Annotated in this window: 15 protein-coding genes; 8 read left to right on the forward strand and 7 right to left on the reverse strand. The window is 70.8% G+C overall.

The window, feature by feature from the left end:
• The first annotated feature begins 30 nt into the window (after positions 1–30).
• Positions 31–834 carry a hypothetical protein gene (locus tag ACIBKY_RS20980; protein WP_397098463.1) on the forward strand — a complete coding sequence of 268 codons (804 nt, stop codon included), beginning with the start codon at positions 31–33 and terminating at the stop codon, positions 832–834.
• On the opposite strand, the gene ACIBKY_RS20985 is transcribed toward ACIBKY_RS20980, so the two are convergent.
• Both ACIBKY_RS20985 and ACIBKY_RS20990 read right to left on the reverse strand, forming a co-directional pair.
• Positions 827–1,453, reverse strand: coding sequence for a TetR/AcrR family transcriptional regulator (locus tag ACIBKY_RS20985; RefSeq protein ID WP_379626999.1), 627 nt, complete (start codon positions 1,451–1,453; stop codon positions 827–829). The genes ACIBKY_RS20980 and ACIBKY_RS20985 overlap by 8 nt on opposite strands.
• Before the next feature lie 34 nt (positions 1,454–1,487).
• Complete coding sequence (locus tag ACIBKY_RS20990) at positions 1,488–1,889, reverse strand: hypothetical protein (protein ID WP_397098465.1); 402 nt, start codon at positions 1,887–1,889, stop codon at positions 1,488–1,490.
• 87 nt (positions 1,890–1,976) lie between these two features.
• Between ACIBKY_RS20990 and ACIBKY_RS20995 the strand changes: the two genes are divergently transcribed.
• Both ACIBKY_RS20995 and ACIBKY_RS21000 read left to right on the forward strand, forming a co-directional pair.
• On the forward strand, positions 1,977–2,597 hold the full coding sequence (locus ACIBKY_RS20995; RefSeq protein ID WP_397098466.1) for an HAD family hydrolase: 621 nt from the start codon (positions 1,977–1,979) through the stop codon (positions 2,595–2,597).
• A gap of 89 nt (positions 2,598–2,686) precedes the next feature.
• On the forward strand, positions 2,687–3,082 hold the full coding sequence (locus tag ACIBKY_RS21000) for a cold-shock protein (RefSeq protein ID WP_379626993.1): 396 nt from the start codon (positions 2,687–2,689) through the stop codon (positions 3,080–3,082).
• Here ACIBKY_RS21000 and ACIBKY_RS21005 read toward each other — a convergent pair.
• The gene (locus ACIBKY_RS21005; RefSeq protein WP_397098469.1) at positions 3,079–4,653 is read right to left on the reverse strand and encodes an MFS transporter; all 1,575 of its coding nucleotides are present in this window, start codon (positions 4,651–4,653) and stop codon (positions 3,079–3,081) included. The genes ACIBKY_RS21000 and ACIBKY_RS21005 overlap by 4 nt on opposite strands.
• 125 nt (positions 4,654–4,778) lie before the next feature.
• Between ACIBKY_RS21005 and ACIBKY_RS21010 the strand changes: the two genes are divergently transcribed.
• Entirely contained in the window at positions 4,779–5,579 is an 801-nt protein-coding gene (locus tag ACIBKY_RS21010; protein WP_397098471.1) for a DUF3027 domain-containing protein, read from the forward strand.
• A 54-nt stretch (positions 5,580–5,633) separates the two neighbouring features.
• A complete protein-coding gene (locus tag ACIBKY_RS21015; RefSeq protein ID WP_397099453.1) occupies positions 5,634–8,666 on the forward strand; it encodes a sacsin N-terminal ATP-binding-like domain-containing protein in 3,033 nt (1,010 codons plus the stop codon).
• 253 nt (positions 8,667–8,919) lie between these two features.
• On the opposite strand, the gene ACIBKY_RS21020 is transcribed toward ACIBKY_RS21015, so the two are convergent.
• Positions 8,920–9,291 carry a MerR family DNA-binding transcriptional regulator gene (locus ACIBKY_RS21020; RefSeq protein ID WP_397098473.1) on the reverse strand — a complete coding sequence of 124 codons (372 nt, stop codon included), beginning with the start codon at positions 9,289–9,291 and terminating at the stop codon, positions 8,920–8,922.
• A 35-nt stretch (positions 9,292–9,326) separates the two neighbouring features.
• On the opposite strand from ACIBKY_RS21020, the gene ACIBKY_RS21025 reads away from it, so the two are divergent.
• Complete coding sequence (locus ACIBKY_RS21025) at positions 9,327–10,340, forward strand: arsenic resistance protein (RefSeq protein ID WP_397098475.1); 1,014 nt, start codon at positions 9,327–9,329, stop codon at positions 10,338–10,340.
• Positions 10,341–10,464: 124 nt separating this feature from the next.
• Here ACIBKY_RS21025 and ACIBKY_RS21030 read toward each other — a convergent pair whose 3' ends face one another.
• Together ACIBKY_RS21030 and ACIBKY_RS21035 are read right to left on the reverse strand one after the other, a co-directional pair.
• On the reverse strand, positions 10,465–11,937 hold the full coding sequence (locus tag ACIBKY_RS21030; RefSeq protein ID WP_397098477.1) for an alpha/beta hydrolase: 1,473 nt from the start codon (positions 11,935–11,937) through the stop codon (positions 10,465–10,467).
• 69 nt (positions 11,938–12,006) lie between these two features.
• Complete coding sequence (locus ACIBKY_RS21035) at positions 12,007–12,213, reverse strand: DUF2530 domain-containing protein (RefSeq protein WP_397098479.1); 207 nt, start codon at positions 12,211–12,213, stop codon at positions 12,007–12,009.
• Between the two features lie 52 nt (positions 12,214–12,265).
• Here ACIBKY_RS21035 and ACIBKY_RS21040 point away from each other — a divergent pair, with 52 nt between their 5' ends.
• Positions 12,266–13,726, forward strand: a complete 1,461-nt coding sequence (locus ACIBKY_RS21040) for an NCS2 family permease (protein ID WP_397098481.1) — start codon at positions 12,266–12,268, stop codon at positions 13,724–13,726.
• Here the strand turns inward: ACIBKY_RS21040 and ACIBKY_RS21045 are convergent.
• Entirely contained in the window at positions 13,713–16,028 is a 2,316-nt protein-coding gene (locus ACIBKY_RS21045; protein WP_397098483.1) for an ATP-binding protein, read from the reverse strand. The two genes, ACIBKY_RS21040 and ACIBKY_RS21045, sit on opposite strands and share 14 nt — an antisense overlap.
• Before the next feature lie 336 nt (positions 16,029–16,364).
• Here ACIBKY_RS21045 and ACIBKY_RS21050 point away from each other — a divergent pair, with 336 nt between their 5' ends.
• Positions 16,365–16,814 (forward strand): MarR family winged helix-turn-helix transcriptional regulator, encoded by a 450-nt coding sequence (locus ACIBKY_RS21050; protein ID WP_379618280.1) that lies wholly within the window; start codon positions 16,365–16,367, stop codon positions 16,812–16,814.
• Positions 16,815–16,824 lie beyond the last annotated feature (10 nt).

Genomic DNA, 16,824 nt, shown 5'->3' on the forward strand with positions numbered 1-16,824 from the left:
GTCGCACGTGATTCCGGCAGCATGGCTCCCGTGACAGAGCGGGCAGATCAGCTGATTCTTAACTACGTGAGCGCGGCTGCCGACGCCGCTCACGGCGTGCTCAGAGCAGATCAGCGGCTCGACTTCTCCCGGCGGCTGCGCGCGAGGATCGAGCAGGAGCGCCAGGGCAGCCAGAGCGCCCGTGAGGTGGCGAAGGTGCTGGCCCGCTTCGGCGACCCGGAGGCGCTCGTGGCCCGCGAGGCCCGCAGGCTGGCCGAGGGGCGGCCCGGGGAGCAGAAGCCCGAGTCAACCGCCGCGTTCCCGAAGATCCGCGACGACCCCGGGCTGCCTCCCGGCGCCGCCAAGAGCGTCAAGCTCGCCCAGGATCGGCTCTCCCGGCGGCCGGGGCGCGGCATGCCGCTGGCGGGGCTGCGCAGGGCGGTGATGTCCAGCGCCAACCCGATGACCACCGAGGGCCGCGACGCGGGCACCATCGTCAAGGAGCACCCGCGCGAGACGATGGCGATGGCGCTGCTGCTGTTGGCGGCGCTGATGGTGCCGTTCAACCTGCCGTCGGTGGCCATCTTCACGGTCCCGATCATCATCTGGGCGATCGGCACCGTGATCGTGCTGCTCAGCGAAAGCTGGACGTGGCGCGACCGGCTGCTCGGGACCAGCGCGCCCATCCTCGGCTACTCGGTCGGCGGGGTGCTCATCGGCGGGCTGCGGGTGGGGGCCACGGCCGGGTTCGAGCGGTTCTTCGCGGAGTTCTTCAGCGTCAGCGGGATCATGTTCATGATCGGCGCGGGGCTCGGGGTGGTCCTGCTCGCCTACCGCCTCTTCAACGTCAGCTGACCGGCGCGGGGCTCGGCAGGAGGCCCACGGCCAGGCGCACCCACGCCGCCACGAACTGCTCCTTCTCCGCGTGCCCCGGTGTCTCGCCCACGGTCTCCTGGAAGAGCCGGTAGTGCACCACGGCGCCGCCGAGCACCGCCGCGATCGCCGGCCAGTCGACCTTGGCGTCGGCGTACTCGGGCTGGGTGGTGAACCAGGTGGTGATCGCGTCGAACATGGGCTGCAGCAGGCCCTCCCTGACCACCGTTACCAGTTCGGGGAACTGGCTGAGGTCGCGGAAGAAGACCCGGGTCAGCTCACTCTCCTCGCGTACCTTGGCCAGGCCGGCGCGGCACACGTGCGACAGCCGCAGCTCCAGCTCGGCCGACTCCATGCCGCCGAGTTCGGCCAGGCTCTCGGCCACCTGGGCCTTGGTGCGGTTGGCGTGCTCGTTGATCGCCGCGGCGAGCACCTCGTACTTCGACTTGAAGTGCCGGTAGAGGCCCCCGGCGCCCGGCGAGAGCCCGGAGGCGGCCTCGATCTCGGCAACGGACGTGGCGGAGTAGCCCCGCTGCGCGAACAACCGCAGGGACTCGTCGATGATCCGCTCACGCGTGCTGGTGCTCGGCGATCTTGTCATGTCTTACCCGTTACCTCCGCAAGGAGCGTAGCCGTCATGGAGCCAAGCGCCGGACAAGGCCCGCGGCCACGGAGCCGAGGATGAGCCACACCACGGCGGCCAGACCGTAGTTGACCAGGGTTTCCCAGCGGGCATCGGTCATCTGGAAGAGGTTGGACAGGCCCAGCGAGAGCCAGGAGGCGAGGGATTCGACCAGTTGGTACCAGGTGTTGGCCGGGTTCGCCCGGAAGACGGTGAACACGGCGTAAAGGACGGCCACGAGCGCGGCCAGGCGGGAGGCGACCTTGATCACCCAGACGGCGAACGTCACCGTCCGCTGCCACACACCGGGCTTCCTGACGGCCGAGGGTCTGGCGGGGCGGTGGGGGCGGGTCTGCTCCAGCGGGGCCGCCACCAGCTTGTCACCCGGCTCCGGCGGCTTGGGGGTCTCCGACATGGGCACTCCCTCGATAAGTAATTCCTTTCTGCCCACTCCACGGTCCCACAATTACCCTCGTTACGCTTCCTTTGGCATGCTGCTGGCGTGACCACTTCTGTTGGCCTCGATGTGGGCTTCGACCTGGATATGACACTTGCCGATACCCGATCGGGCATTGCCGCCGTCTATGACGAGCTCGCCAGGCGGCTCGACGTGGAGATCGACAGCCGGGCCATCATCGCCAGGCTCGGGCCGCCGCTGGAACTGGAGATGGCCAACTGGGTGCCCGAGGAGCAGGTCGCGGCGGCGGTGACGTTGTTCCGCCAGATCTATCCCGACCTCGCCGTCCCCGCCACCACCCCCATGGCCGGCGCGCACCAGGCCGTGGAGGCGGTCAGGGCCGCGGGCGGACGCGTCATCGTGGTCACCGGCAAGAACGTCCACGACGCCCGCCGTACCGTGAGCTGGCTCGGGCTGAAGGTCGACGAGGTGGTCGGATCGGTGTTCGGGGCGGCCAAGGGGGCGGCGCTCACCTCGTTCGGCGCCGCCGCCTACGTGGGGGACCACGTGGCCGACATCGAGGCCGCCAGAGCGGGCGGAGCGGTCAGCGTGACGGTCGCCACCGGCCCGTACACCGTGGGCGAGCTGCGTGATCACGGAGCGGATGTGGCGCTGGGCGACCTGACGGAATTCGCGACCTGGTTTGGCGATTGGCGTCAGGTGTAATTCGGAGCCAAATACCCGGTCGCTACGGGGCTCTCCGGGGCATAACCTACATCCATCCTTTTTCCAACGTTCCGAACGAGGTCCCTCCTGTGCCGAGTGGCAAGGTCAAGTGGTACGACGCCGACAAGGGTTTCGGCTTCCTCACCCGCGACGACGGCGGTGAGGTATTCGTTCATTCCTCCGCGCTTCCCACTGGTTCTGCCCCGCTGAAGCCCGGCCAGAAGGTCGAGTTCGGCGTGGCGGAGGGCCGACGCGGCCAGCAGGCGCTGTCGGTGCGGATCCTCGATCAGCCGCCGACGCTCGCCAAGGTCAAACCCAAGGGCAAGCGGAAGAAGCCCGACGAGCTGGTCGTCATCGTCGAAGACCTGATCAAACTGCTCGACGACCTGTCCACGTCCTACCAGCGGGGCAAGCATCCCGACGCGGCCCACTCCAAGAAGATCGCGGCCGTGCTCCGGGCGGTCGCCGACGACGTGGACGCCTAGCCGTAGGGGTTGGTGAGCGGCTTGGTCCGGTCGAGCTGACCGGGACCGGGCTGCTCGTCCGGCGTGGGCGGCTCCTCGTGCGCCCACGCCTGCTCCGGCTCCCGCGGGACCGGCGCCGTCGGCGGCTGCCGCTCCTCCTGGATCTGGGCGTTGACCGCCTTGATCCGCCGCCTGCGCCGGATCAGCAGCCAGACCAGCCAGGCGAACAGCACCACCGACAGCGTGATGAAGCCGGGCGGGCCGTTCTCGGCCAGGGACAGCAGCAGGCCGACCAGCCCGCCGAACACCCATGCCATCTGCAGCAGCGCCTCGACCACGCCGAAGGTGGACGAACGCACCTCCTCGCCGATCTCGCGCTGCACGATCGCGTCGAGCGCCAGCTTGCCGAGCTCCTGCGCGAAGGCGGTGATGAGCGCGACGGCGATGGCCGTCCACAGGTTGAAGAAGATCGCGGTGGCCACGGTCATCGCGACCGTCAGCCCCAGCGTGAGCAGCACGATGAGCTGCGGCGAGTGGTTACGCGCCCAGTTGGCCACGGCGGCGCCGACCAGGCCGCCCAGCCCGGCGGCCAGGGCGAGCACGCCGATCGTCTTGGGCACGTCGAAGAAGGTGTCCTTCACCTGCAGCCACGGCGCGCCCAGGTCCTGGACCAAAAACAGCATGAAGAACAGCAGAAACCCGGAGAACAGGCGGACGCCCACGTTGGCCAGCATCGCCTCGGTCACCGCCGGGCCCACGTTGAGCAGGCTGCGCCAGCGCTCGGCCCTGCCGCCCTCCTCCGGGGCCTCCTCCTCCAGGTCGGGGGAGTCGACGTGGCGCGGCAGCCGTACCGCGAAGACGCCGACCAGGAGGAAGGCCACCATCGCGACGCGCAGCATCACCGCGCTGCCCAGCCACGCCGTCAGACCCGCACCAATGGGTACGGCGATGCCCGCCGTCACCAGCGAGAACAACGCCACGCGCGCGTTGGCGGAGACGAGCGTGATGTCGGCGGGCAGCACGCTCGGCATGATCGCCGCCCGCGAGACCGTGAACGCCTTCGACAACACCAGCACACCCAGCGCGCCCGCGAACAACGTCGGCAGGTCGCCCGGCCCCACCGCCGCCGCCATCGCGAAGCACAGCAGCCCGCGGCCGAACAGCGTCCCGGCGATCACATAGCGGCGGCCCGAGCGGAACTTGTCAAGGATCGGCCCGACGAAGGGCGCCACCAGAGCGAACGGAATCATGGTGATCACGAGGTAGAGCGCCACGGAGCCGCGCGCCTCGCCGACCGGGACGCCGAAGAAGACCGTGCTGGCCAGCGCCACCGTCACGAACGCGTCGGCCGCGCTGTTGCCGATCGACAGCTCGATCAGCCGCCCCAGACCGGTACGCCCGGCGCCGTTGGCATGGGTGAGGCGGCGCGTGGCCTGCCCCATCTTGTGCGCGCCCCGCGCGGTGGCGACCCCGGCCCGCTTGGTACCCGTGGCGGTGGCCCGGCCGGCGCGCCAGGAAGCACGGCCCGCCTGGGCCGCGCCCTTCCCGACACGCCGCGAGATCTCTCGCGCCTTGTTCCAGCCTTCCGCCACGTCTACCAGTCTTACCCGATTTGCGGTCGCTCTCGGACCTGGATTCTCTGTGAGGGCGCTGTCAGGTCCGCCCATGGGTGAGAATGAAGTGTGAGCGAACAGCACCTTTCGGCGGAGGCGGTCCGATGACCCGCACCAGGACACGCGTGGCCCCGCCCGACCAGGCCTGCGTCGCCGCGGTCGATCTGGCCCGCGCGGCCGCGCTCGAGCTCGCCCGGCCCGGCGAGCCCGGCGATCACCTGGGCGTCGAGAGCGAGGGCGACCGGGTCGTCACCCATTACTTCGCCTGCCAGGACCGGGCGTACCGGGGCTGGCGCTGGGCCATCACCGTCACCCGCGCCTCACGCGCGAAGATCGTGACGGTCAGCGAGGCCGTGCTGCTGCCCGGCGCGGGCGCGCTGCTCGCGCCCGAGTGGCTGCCGTGGAGCGAGCGGCTGCGCCCCGGCGACCTCGGCGTGGGCGACCTGCTGCCCACGGCCGACGACGACGACCGCCTTGAGCCCGGTTTCGCCGAGACCAGCGACGACGGCGACACCCAGATGATTTTCGAATACGGCCTGGGCCGGGCCCGTGTGCTCTCGGCCGCGGGCAGGGACCGGGCCGCCAGACGCTGGCACTCCGGCGAGCACGGACCGCACACGCCGATCGCACACGCCGCGCCCGCTCAGTGCTCCACCTGTGGCTTCTTCTTGCCGCTCGCGGGTGTGATGCGGCTGGAGTTCGGGGTGTGCGCGAATGAGTACGCGCCGGACGACGGCAAGGTGGTCTCCGCCGACCACGGCTGCGGCGCCCACTCCGAGGCCGCGGTCATGCCGCCCCCGGTGGAGCAGGCCTCGCCCATCCTCGACGACATGGGCTTCGACCTGATCGAGGACGAGGCGGGCTCGGTCGACGAATCGGCCTCCGAGGAGCTCGGCCACTCCTGACTTCACTGTCGGTCGGGGCCGCTAATCTTCGGGGACCCCTACCCGCATTGGAGGATCGTGGACAGCTTCGGCACCGACCGGATGCGCGCGGCGGTCCTCACGGCCTGGACGGCCTCGCCCGCCCGTTTCCGTGAGGACGCCAACGCCGAGGAAGACTTCGCCCTCGGCGGTTATCGAGATCGGCTCATCGTCGAGCTCGCGCAGAACGCCGCCGACGCCGCCCTGCGCGCCGGAGTGCCGGGGGTGCTGCGGCTCAGCCTCGACGGCGACGTGCTCACCGCCGCCAACACCGGCGCACCGCTCGACGCGACCGGCGTCGAGGGCCTGTCCACGCTGCGCGTGTCCGGCAAACGCGACGAGGCGGGCGCCGCCGGGCGCTTCGGCGTCGGGTTCGCCGCCGTCGTCTCGGTGACCGACGAGCCGTCCATCGGATCACGCGAGTCCGGCGCGGTGCGCTGGTCGCGTGCGGAGACCACCGCTCTGGTCGCCGGTGTCCCGGTCCTGGCTGGTGAATTGTCCGGGCGTTCCGGGCACGTCCCGCTGCTGCGCCTGCCGTTCGCGGCCGACCCGCTCACGGTGCCCGGCGGTTTCGACTCTCTGGTACGGCTGCCGCTGCGCGACAAGACGGCGACCGAGGCGGTCCGGCGGATGCTGGCCGAGACCAGCCCGGCGCTCCTGCTCGGCCTGCCCGCGCTCGAAGCCATCGAGATCGAGCTCGACGGCGCGTTGCGCCGGGTGGACGCCGACGGGTGGCATCTGGTGGCCGACTCCGGCGAGTTCACCGCCGAGCAGGTGGCCGAGCTGTTCGCCGACCGGCCCACCGAGGAACGGGCCCGGCCCTACTGGTCGGTGCGCTGGGCCGTACCCGTGGACGGGGTTGTCACGGAAGGGGCCGCGCGCGAGCCGCGGCCGCTGCCGGCCGGTGTGCCCGCGGTCGTGCACGCGCCCACGCCCAGCGACGAGGCGCTCGACCTGCCCGCGCTGCTCATCGCCTCCTTCCCGATGGCCACCGACCGGCGGCACGTGGCCAAGGGCCCGCTGACCGACTTCCTCATCGACAAGGCCGCCGAGTCCTACCTGCGCCTGCTCAAGGAGCTGCCGCGCACGCCCAAGCTGCTCGACCTGGTGCCCGCGCTCATGGGCAAGGGCGAGCTCGACGCCCGCATCCGCCGCGCGATCCTGCGCCGCCTGCCCGCGACCCCGCTGCTGCCCGCGCTGTCGGCGCCCGCTCCGGCCGTGGAGACCGCGTCGTTCAGCGAGGCCGCCGTCTACGAGCCCGACGCCCAATGGCACGTCGAACACCCCGCCCCCGACAAGGGACCCGACGGCTGGGTCGTCGCGGGCCGCGAGGCGGCGGTGGTCGCGGGGGCGAGTGACCTGCTGGAGGCGGTCGCCGGGTTCGTTCCCGGCCTGCTGCCCGCGGGCTGGCCGGCGCGGCATCCGGCGATGGCCTCGCTCGGCGTACGCAGGGTCGAGCTGGCGGACGTGATCGACCTGCTGTCCGGCGAGGGCGTCGAGGGCCGCGACCCCGCCTGGTGGCACGCGCTCTACGACGTGCTGCCCTACGACGACCCCGAGTCGCTCGGGGCGCTGCCGGTCCCGCTGGCCGACGGGCGGCTGGTGCGCGGGCCGCGCGGCACGCTCATGCTGACCGGGGCCTCGCTCGACCTGGAGGCCCTGGGCCTGCGGATCGTCCACCCCGACGCGGCGCACCCGCTGCTGCTGCGCCTCGGCGCCGCCGAAGCCACCCCGCGCACCGTGCTCGAAGACACGCTCACCCGCACCGCCATCTCCGAGTCGCTCGACAGCGACGACCCGGAACCGATAGCGCGGGCCGTACTCTCCCTGGTCGACGCCGCCGCGCTCGCGCCCGGAGAGGTCCCCTGGCTGGCCGAGCTGGCGCTGCGCGGCGCCGACGGCGAACGTTACGCCGCCGGTGAGCTGCTGCTGCCCGGCGGGGTCCTGGCGGGGCTCCTGGAAGAGGGGCCCCTGGTCGCCGACGAGCTCGTCAGCGCGTACGGCTCGCGCGTCCTGGTCGCCGCCGGGGTGCTCGACGGGTTCGCCGTGGTCAACGACGCCGACGTCCTGCTCGACCACGACGAGTGCGACCACGACCTCGACGGCGAGGAGGCCTGGCTCGACCACGTGCACGACCTGCTGCCCGACCTTGAGGTGCCGCTGGTCGTGGCCGAGTTCACCGCCGTACGCGACCTGGAGCTCGTCGCCGACTGGCCCGCCGCCCTGCCGCTCCTCACCCGGCCACCGCTGCGTGGCGCGCTGCATCCGCTGCGAATCGACGGGGTGGAGGTGCCCTCGTACACGGCGTGGTGGCTGGCCGGGCACCCCGTGCTCGACGGCCGCCGTCCGCGCGAACTGCGCCTGCCCGGCGCCGACCCGCTGCTGCAGGGCCTCTACACCGACGCGCCCGCCGGACTCGACGAGAGCGCGCTGTCGATGCTCGGCGTACGCACCACGCTGGCCGACCTCCTCGCCTCCCACGGCGGGCCTGAGGAACTGCTCGACCTGATGGCCGACGCCTCGATCGTGGTCGACCGGGCCCAGTTGCGGGCCCTGTGGATCGCGCTGGCCGGAGTCGAACCGTCGCGGGTGGCGCCGCCGTCCCGGGTCCGCGCGGTGCTCGACGGCGAGATCGTGGTGGCCGCGGCCGACGACGCCGTGGTGGTGGAGGCGCCCGACCTCCTGCAACTGGTGGCGGCGCGGCCGCTGGTGCTGGCGTCCTATGACCTGGCGGAGTCGTTGTCGGAGCTGCTCGACCTGCCGTTGGCGGGGGAGCTGGTGAGCGGCGAGGTGACGTCGGAGGGCCAGGTCAGGCCGGTGCCGCCGGAGGTGCGGTCGCTGCTTCCCACCGCGCCCGAGACGTACGTGGAGCACGAGAAGTTGCTGGTGGACGGGGTGCCGTGCGCGTGGCGGTACTTCGACGGCTCGATCCACTGCACGGGGGTGGACGGGTTGGCGAGGGGGCTGGCTTGGGCCGTGGGCCAGTGGTCCGACCGTCTGGCGGTGGCGGCCCTCTTGCGCGACCCCGCCGCCGTCCCCCTCCTCCTGGCCGAGGCCGACCTCTCCTAAGGGCGTGGTCCTCGCCTGGGGCTCGGGCTGTGACAGCGGGAGCAGGCCCCCGGGCCTGAAGGCGTGGTCCTCGCCTGGGGCGCTTCGCGCTCTGGGGCTTGGGCTGTGACTGTGGGGGCAAGCCCCCGCGCCCCCGGCGAGGGGCCTTCCGGTCGTGGGCCGGATCCGGCCGTACCCGGGTCTGCCCTTGTGAAACCTGTATCAGGCCTGACCCTGGTCGAACGACAAGCAAGTCGATTCGGCGGTGGCGCGCCTAGGTTGGTTGTTGGGAGGCGAGGATCGTGCAGACGCGATCAGGAGAGCAGCCGGCCGGGTCGGTTTCCCATGCGCGTTGCCGGAGGGCGTGCAGGGTTGAGCGGGCCGAGATGAGTTCGGCGATACGCGCGTTCACCTGGGCCAGGTGTGCTTCGATCAGTTCGCCCACGTGCTCGCAGGGCGCCTGCCCCGCATCGCGGATGAAGGCCAGGCGGTCGGCGGTGGTGGCCGGGTAGTCACGGTAGCCGCCGCCGGTGCGCGGAGGTTCGGGCAACAGCCCCGCCTGCTCGTAGAAGCGCGCGGAGGACCGGCCGCGCTCCCGGGGAGCGGGAAGGCGCCCGCTCCGCCGCGGGTGATCAGGGCCGCCCACCAGCCGACACCACCCGAACAGGACCCACGCCCGCGATGAGCCGGACCACCCGCACCCTGCCCGCCCGCATGGAAGATCACCAGATCGCCATCTACCTGGCCGCGATCGCCGCCGGGGCGCTGCTGGGGTGGGCGCTGCCCGGTCAGGGGGCGGGCCTGGCCGGGGCGATCAATCCGGTGCTTGGCGCGCTGCTGTACGTGACCTTTCTGCAGGTCCCGGCCGCCGGCCTGGTGCGGGCGCTGCGCCAGGGGCGGTTCCTGGCCGCCGTCCTGGTGGTCAACTTCGCCGTGGTGCCGCTCGTGGTCGCGGTGATGCTGGCGCTGCTGCCCGCCGACCAGGCCATCCGCATCGGCGTACTGCTGGTGCTGCTCACCCCGTGCGTGGACTACGTGATCGTCTTCAGCGGCCTGGCCGGCGCCGCCGCCGACCGGCTGCTGGCCACCACCCCGATCCTGCTGCTGGCCCAGATGCTCGCCCTGCCGGCGCTGCTGTGGCTCTTCCTCGGCCCCGGTCTGGCCGCGACGGTGCGCCCCGGCCCCTTCATCGAGGCGTTCGTCGTGCTCATCGTCATCCCGCTCGCGCTGGCCTGGGCCACCCAGGCCTGGGCCGCGCGCGCCCGGCCCGGCCACGTGCTCGCCGCCGCCGCTGGCTCCACGATGGTGCCGTTGATGGCCGCCACCCTCCTGGTCGTGGTCGCCTCCCAGGTGCCCGCCCTCACCGCCGACCCGGCCGACCTGGCCGACCTGGCGGGTGTGGTGCCCTTCTACGCTGCCTTCCTGGTCGTCATGGCCTTCGCCGGGCTCGGCGTCGCCCGCCTGTTCCGGCTCGGCACGCGTGACGGGCGCGCGATCGTCTTCACCGGTGCCACCCGCAACTCCCTGGTCGTGCTCCCGCTGGCCTTGGCCCTGCCCGCCCACCTCGCCCTGGCCGCCGCCGTCGTGGTCACCCAGACCCTCGTCGAAGTCATCGGCATGCTCATCTACATGCGGGCCGTACCCCGCCTCCTGCCCGGCCCCGGCCGGCCCACCACGACGGAGACAGGCCCTTGAGCCGGCACGACAGATCCTCTGGCCGGGCAGCGCCGCCCACCCGCTACCGCGACACGGCAGATGCCCCTCCCTGGATGGGAGGGGCGCGGGCCGAGCGGCCGCCCCCGTTGGGCCGCCGGCCGGGTCAGACGGCGGGGCAGGTGGCGTCCTTCTGGGGAAGGGTGCCCTTGAGGAGGTAGGTGTCGATGGTGCGGGTGACGCAGCTGCTGCCGCTCAGGTACGCGCCGTGCCCCTCGCCCTCATAGGTGAGCATGACGCCGGTCTTGAGGCCGGCGGCCAGGCGCGGCGCCCACTCGTACGGCGTGGCCGGGTCGCCCTTGCCGCCCACCACCACGATCGGGGCCGAACCGGTGGCGTCGACGCGCTTGGCGTCGTCGTTGGTGGCGCGCACCGGCCAGTAGCGGCAGATGGAGGCGAGCCCGCCGTTCTCCATCATCGGGTTCACCGCGAGGGTCGCCTTCTTCACGTCCTCGATGTCGGCGTCGGTGGGGCGTTCGCTGCTGTCGACGCAGTTGATGGCCTGGAGGCTGGTCATCATGGTGTTGTACGTGCCGTCGGGCCTGCGGCCGGTGTAGAGGTCGGCCATGCTCAGGAGCGCCTGGCCGTTGCCCTTCTTGGCCGCCGCGACGGCCTGCTCAAGCACGGGCCAGCTCATCTTGGAGTAGAGGGCGGCGATGACGCCGGTGTGGGCCAGGCCGCCGGTCAGTTCGCGGTCGCCCACCTTGACGGGCTTGTCGTCCAGGGACTTCAGGAAGGTCTGGAGGTCCTTCTGGACGGCGGCGGGTGTGGCGCCGAGGTCGCAGGTCTGGGCGACGCAGTCCTTGGCGAAGGCCTCGAAGGCCTGCTTGAAGCCCTTGGCCTGGGTGACGGCCCGCTCCTTGAAGCTGACCGAGGGGTCGAGGGCGGCGTCCAGGACGAAGCGGCCGACGTTCTTGGGGTGTTTGGTGGCGTAGACGGCGCCGAGCTGCGTGCCGTACGAGAGGCCGAAGTAATTGAGCTTGTCGTCGCCGACGGCGACGCGGATGCGGTCGAGGTCCTCGGCGGCGTTGGCGGTGCCCACGTGCGGGAGGATCTTGCCGGACTGCTCCTCGCAGGTCGCGGCGAACTCCTTCATCATGCGCTCGAAGTCGGGGGACTGCGGGGAGACGGCGGCGAACTTGTCGATGTCGCCGCACTTGACGCCGGAGCTGCGGTCGACGCCGCGCGGGTCGAAGCTGACCAGGTCGTAGCGGGTGCCGAGGCTGGCGAACGCCTTCCCGGCGAGGGCGAGGGTGTCGACGCCGGAGCCGCCGGGTCCGCCGAAGTTGAAGACGAGGGAGCCGAGCCGGTCACCGGTGGCCTTGATGCGGATGAGAGCCAGGTCGAGCTTCTCGCCGTCCGGCTTCGCGTAGTCGAGCGGGACGGGGAGCTTGCCGCACTCCAGGGAGGCGTCCTTCAGGGGCTTGCCGTCGGGCCCGGTCAGGTCGGTGCAAGGGGCCCAGACGACGGCCCCGGTCTCCTTCTTCTTCGCGACGGGGGCCGGGTCCGGCTTGGCCGCGGTGCTGCATGCGGTGAGCGCCGTCGCGAGCAGAAGGGTCGTCGTCAAGGTCTTCTTCATGCCTTCAAGCATGGTCAGACCGGATTTGCCCAGGTAGTGGGAGATGACAGCAGTTGCGGGTGACTTATGTCAGCGCCTGCGTCTGACAAACCAGATTCCGAACAGGCCGAAGCCGGCGCCGGTCAGGCAGGTCCAGATCCACCAGGTGTTCTCGGGCGCGGGCCGGAAGATCAGCAGAACGACGAGTGCGACCACCCAGAGCGCGGTGCCCACGGCGATGGCGGCCGGATCGTTGGTCTTGATCGGTTCCGGTTCTGGTCGCCATTCACGTGTCACATTGTCCAGGGTAGCTTCCAATACCATCTCGATACGATCACCTACGCTTTTCATGTGTTGCGACGGCTGTCACCCTTCGCGCGTGAACAGCACTCTTGACCGGTTCTTCAGCATCACCGCACGAGGTTCGACGCTCTCCCGTGAGGTCCGCGGCGGCCTCGCCACCTTCTTCACGATGGCCTACATCGTGGTACTCAATCCCTTCATCATCGCCACCAAGCCGGACGCCGACGGACAGTTCATCGGCGACGGAACCAGCCCCAACATCGCGCTGGTCGCGGCCGGAACCGCGTTCGTGGCCGGTGTCCTGACCATCCTCATGGGCGTCGTCGGCAGGGTGCCGTTCGCCATGGCCGCCGGGCTCGGCCTCAACGCCTTCGTCACCTTCGGCATCGCCACCCAGATGAGCTGGGAAGAGGCGATGGGCCTGGTCTTCGTCGAGGGTGTGATCATCGGCATCCTGGTGCTGACCGGGTTCCGCGTGGCGGTGTTCAACGCGATCCCCACGCAGTTGAAGACCGCGATCAGCGTGGGCATCGGCTTGTTCATCGCGCTCATCGGCTTCGTGGACTCCGGCTTCGTCCGCGGCAACGCGGTGCCGCCGCTGACCCTGGGCATCGCCGGGGAGCTGACCTCCTGGCCGGTCCTGGTGTTCATCGTCGGCCTGCTGGCCACCGCGGCGCTCGTGGCGCGCAAGGTCAAGGGCGCGATCCTGATCGGGATCGTCGGCACGACCGTGCTGGCCGCGGTCATCGAGCTGCTCTTCCGTCCGGGTGCGTTCTCCAAGGACAACCCCGGCGGGTGGATGCTGAACGTCCCGCACATCACCTCCGACATGTTCGGGATCACGAATCCGCTGGTGCTGTTCACGGAGTTCGACCCCATCGGGGGTTTCACCCGGGTGTCGGTACTGCTGGCCGTACTGCTGGTGTTCACCCTGCTCGTGACGGACTTCTTCGACACGATGGGCACCATCGTCGGCGTCGGCCGCCAGGCCGACCTGATCGGCCCGGACGGGCAGCTGCCCAGGACCAAGGAGATCCTGCTGGTCGACTCGATCGGCGCGGCGGCGGGTGGCGCGGGCTCGGTGTCCTCCAACACCACCTATGTCGAGTCGGCCTCCGGTGTGGCGGAAGGCGCCCGTACGGGCCTGGCCAGCGTCGTGACCGGCGTGCTCTTCCTGGTCGCGATCTTCCTGGCGCCGCTGGTCAAGGTGGTGCCGTACGAGGCGGCCGCGCCGGCGCTGGTCATCGTGGGCTTCCTGATGATGAGCGCGATCAAGGACATCGACTTCAGCGACTACGAGGTCTCGATTCCGGCGTTCCTCACGATCGTGCTCATGCCGTTCACCTACTCGGTCTCCAACGGCATCGGTGCCGGGTTCGTCAGCTACGTGCTGATCAAGGTGCTGAAGGGCAAGGGCCGCGAGGTGCACCCGCTGATGTGGGGCGTCTCCCTCCTGTTCGTCGTGTACTTCGCCCTGGGGCCGATCAGGGACCTCATCGGTTTGTAGCGCCCGCGACCAGCTCGGCCACCTTCGCCCTGGAGGTCAGGCCGAGCTTGGCCAGGATGTGCTCGACGTGCGTGTCGGCGGTCCGCTTGGAGATGTGCAGCCGCTCGGCGATCACCCGGTTGGACAGGCCCTCGCGCAGCAGCACGGCCACCTCCCGTTCCCTGCGGGTCAGCAGCTCCATCGCCGGCCCGCCGGGCATGGGGGCGCAGCCCGGCAGCCGGTCGGCGTCGGCGAGCGCGGCGCCGACCACCTTCTCCAGCGGCGTGCGGGCGCCGTGCTCGCGTTGTTCGGCGAAGCGCTTCTCGCCGAGCGCGGCCAGCGCGGCGCTCGTGGCGCTCTGGTGGAACTCCTCCATCACGACCGTGCCGCTCAGCCGCAGCCCGGTCATCCGCCAGAGCCGGTCGGCCGCGCCCAGCAGCCAGGCCGCCCGCTGCGCGCGACCGCGTACGGCGGCCAGCCAGGCGTGTGTCTCCAGGCAGTAGGCCGTGCCGATCATGTCGCCCAGTTCCGTCTTGATCCCGATCGCGGTACGGCCCGCCGTCTCGCACCCCTCGTAGTCGCCCTTGCCGAACAGGGCGGCACTGGTGATGTAGTACAGGTATCCGCGCAGCCACTGCTCGCCGGTGCCGTGCCCCAGCCGCAGCAGCCCGTGCTCGCACAGCCGCCGCGCCTCCTCCGGCTCGCCGGCCAGGTGGTGGCGGTAGCCGTCCTGGGCGTCGAGTGCGACCAGCCCGATCCGGTCGTCGACCTCCTCCATGATCTTCAGCGCCGTCTCGGCGGCCTCGGCCGCCTCCCCGAGCCGTCCGGCGAAGCAGAGCGCCAGGTGCCGGTAAAGCAGGATGCGCCCGGCCAGCAGCCGTTCGCCGAGTTCCTCGGCCATGGGCAGGGCCTCGTCGCAGTCGGACAGGGCGGTGTCGAGGTCGCCCTGGAAGGCGATCAGGTACGCGCGCACGCCGAGCGCCCTGGCCCGCTGGCGGGAGGGCGCGGTGCACCGGTGCAGCACCTGGCCCAGCCAGTAGCGGCTCTCGGTGTACAGGCACGAGATCTGCCAGTAGCCCCAGAGCGCGTTGATCAGGTCGGCGGCCACGTTCGGGTCGGGCAGGAGCATGGCGTGCTCCATGGCGGCGCGCAGGTTGGCGTGGTCGCGCCGCAGCGCCCGGTAGCGCTCCACCTGGTCGTCGTCGATGAAGTGCTCGTCGAAGTAGGCGGCCAGGCGGTGGAAGCGGGCGATCTGCCTGCCGCGTACGGCGGCCTGCTCGCCGCTGCGGGCGAGCTGGTCGGCGCCGTACTCGCGGATGGTGTCGAGCTGGCGGTAGCGGGCGCCCGGTTCGTCGGCGAGCAGGACGAGTGATTTGTCGACCAGGCCGATCAGCGTCTCCATGACGGTCTCGACGGGCAGCCGGTCGTCGGCGCAGACCTCCTCGACGGCCTCCATGTCGAAGGATCCGGCGAACACCGAGAGCCTGGCCCAGAGCAGCCGCTCCTGCGGGGTGCACAGGTCGTGGCTCCAGTCGATGGTGGTGCGCAGGGTCTGGTGCCGTGGCAGCGCCGTACGCCGGCCGCCCGTCAGTAACCGGAAGCGGTCCTCAAGGCGCTCGATGAGCTGCTCCAGCGGTACGGCCCGCAGCCGCACGGTGGCCAGCTCGATCGCCAGCGGCATCCCGTCGAGGCGGCGGCACAGCGCGACCACCTGGTCGCCGTTGGCCTCGGTGAGCTGGAAGCCGGGCACGACGGTGGCGGCGCGCAGGGCGAACAGCTCGATGGCGTTCCCGCTCCCGGCGGCGAGGGCGACGGAGTCGGGCACGGGAAGCGGCGCGATCATATACGTATGCTCGCCGGGAACGTCGAGCGGCTGGCGGCTCGTGGCCAGTACGCATACCCGGGGCGTCTCGCGCATGAGGATGTCGGCCAGGCCCGCGCAGGCGTCGATGAGGTGCTCGCAGGTGTCCAGGATGAGCAGGATGTCGCGCTCCTGGAGGTGGTCCAGGAGCGTGTCGAGCTGGGTCTGCCCGGCTTTCTCCGGAAGTCCGAGCGCCGTGCACGCGGTGTGGGGCAGGAGCTCGGGATCGCGCAATGCGGACAGCTCGACGAGGCAGATTCCGTCGGCGAAGCGCTCCTTGACGGCGTCGGCGACCCGCAGGGACAGGCGGGTCTTGCCGACGCCGCCCGGTCCGGTGACCGTCACCAGGCGTTCGCCGGTGAGGAGGGCGGCGAGCTCGGACTGCTCGGTCCGGCGCCCGATGAACGCGGTGACGTCGCGGGGGAGCTCTCCTGGCCGTCTGCGGAACGTGCCTAGTGTCATGTTCGGATCGTATTCATTGCGTAACGATCAGTTATGGGATTCCGCGCAATCCGTGGAGTACGTATGCCGAGACGGCAGGTCGCCGGGAAATCCGTAGGGGGTACCGATAGCCGGGACGCGGGCCGTACCGGCACCCTGTGGGAGTGTGACCTCCGCTCCGCGCAGGAGCATGGATGTCTCAGCGGGCGGTGATCCGGCGTGGCCTCTGGAGGGGTGAGCCACCCCGGGTCACCGCCCCTTTTTCATGCTCGGCCAGGTCTGCTGTATCAATGGGTGAGATCTTCGGCCTGGAGGGAATGTGTTGGGTACCCATATAGTTAGCAAAGGTAATGACTCATGCTAACGAACACCCAAAAGATGGACCTGCGGAGCGACGCAGGCCTGGCTTCAGCTCTGCGCGTGTCACTGGCGCGGCTGACCAGGCGGCTACGACGACAGGCGACGGCGTCCTCGCTGACACCCACACAGGTCGCGACGCTCGCCGCCGTGGAACGGCATTCCGCGATAACCCCCGGCGAATTGGCCGAGCTCGAGAAGGTGCAGCCGCCCTCGATGACCCGCGTGATCGCCGGGCTCGTGGAGCGAGGATTGCTCGCGCGTACGCCGCACCCGACCGACCGGCGGCAAGTGACCGTGAGCGTGACCGAAGCCGCCTTGAAGCTCCTGAAGGAGGAGCGCAGGCAGAAAGAGGCCTGGCTGACGCAACGGCTGAAGGAGCTGACGCCGGAGGAACGGGCGGTGCTCAGGCAGGCGGCCCCGATTCTGGAGAAGCTCAGCAAGATCTAGAACCTGAGGA

The sequence above is a fragment of the Nonomuraea sp. NPDC050394 genome, assembly GCF_044459065.1.
Classification (GTDB): domain Bacteria; phylum Actinomycetota; class Actinomycetes; order Streptosporangiales; family Streptosporangiaceae; genus Nonomuraea.

Coding starts and splice junctions, on each gene's coding strand:
- ACIBKY_RS20985 (WP_379626999.1), bottom strand. CDS start 1,453: ATGACAAGATCGCCGAGCACCAGCACGCGTGAGCGGATCATCGACGAG.
- ACIBKY_RS20990 (WP_397098465.1), bottom strand. CDS start 1,889: ATGTCGGAGACCCCCAAGCCGCCGGAGCCGGGTGACAAGCTGGTGGCG.
- ACIBKY_RS21010 (WP_397098471.1), top strand. CDS start 4,779: ATGACCCGCACCAGGACACGCGTGGCCCCGCCCGACCAGGCCTGCGTC.
- ACIBKY_RS21025 (WP_397098475.1), top strand. CDS start 9,327: ATGAGCCGGACCACCCGCACCCTGCCCGCCCGCATGGAAGATCACCAG.
- ACIBKY_RS21030 (WP_397098477.1), bottom strand. CDS start 11,937: ATGAAGAAGACCTTGACGACGACCCTTCTGCTCGCGACGGCGCTCACC.
- ACIBKY_RS21040 (WP_397098481.1), top strand. CDS start 12,266: ATGTGTTGCGACGGCTGTCACCCTTCGCGCGTGAACAGCACTCTTGAC.
- ACIBKY_RS21045 (WP_397098483.1), bottom strand. CDS start 16,028: ATGACACTAGGCACGTTCCGCAGACGGCCAGGAGAGCTCCCCCGCGAC.
- ACIBKY_RS21050 (WP_379618280.1), top strand. CDS start 16,365: ATGCTAACGAACACCCAAAAGATGGACCTGCGGAGCGACGCAGGCCTG.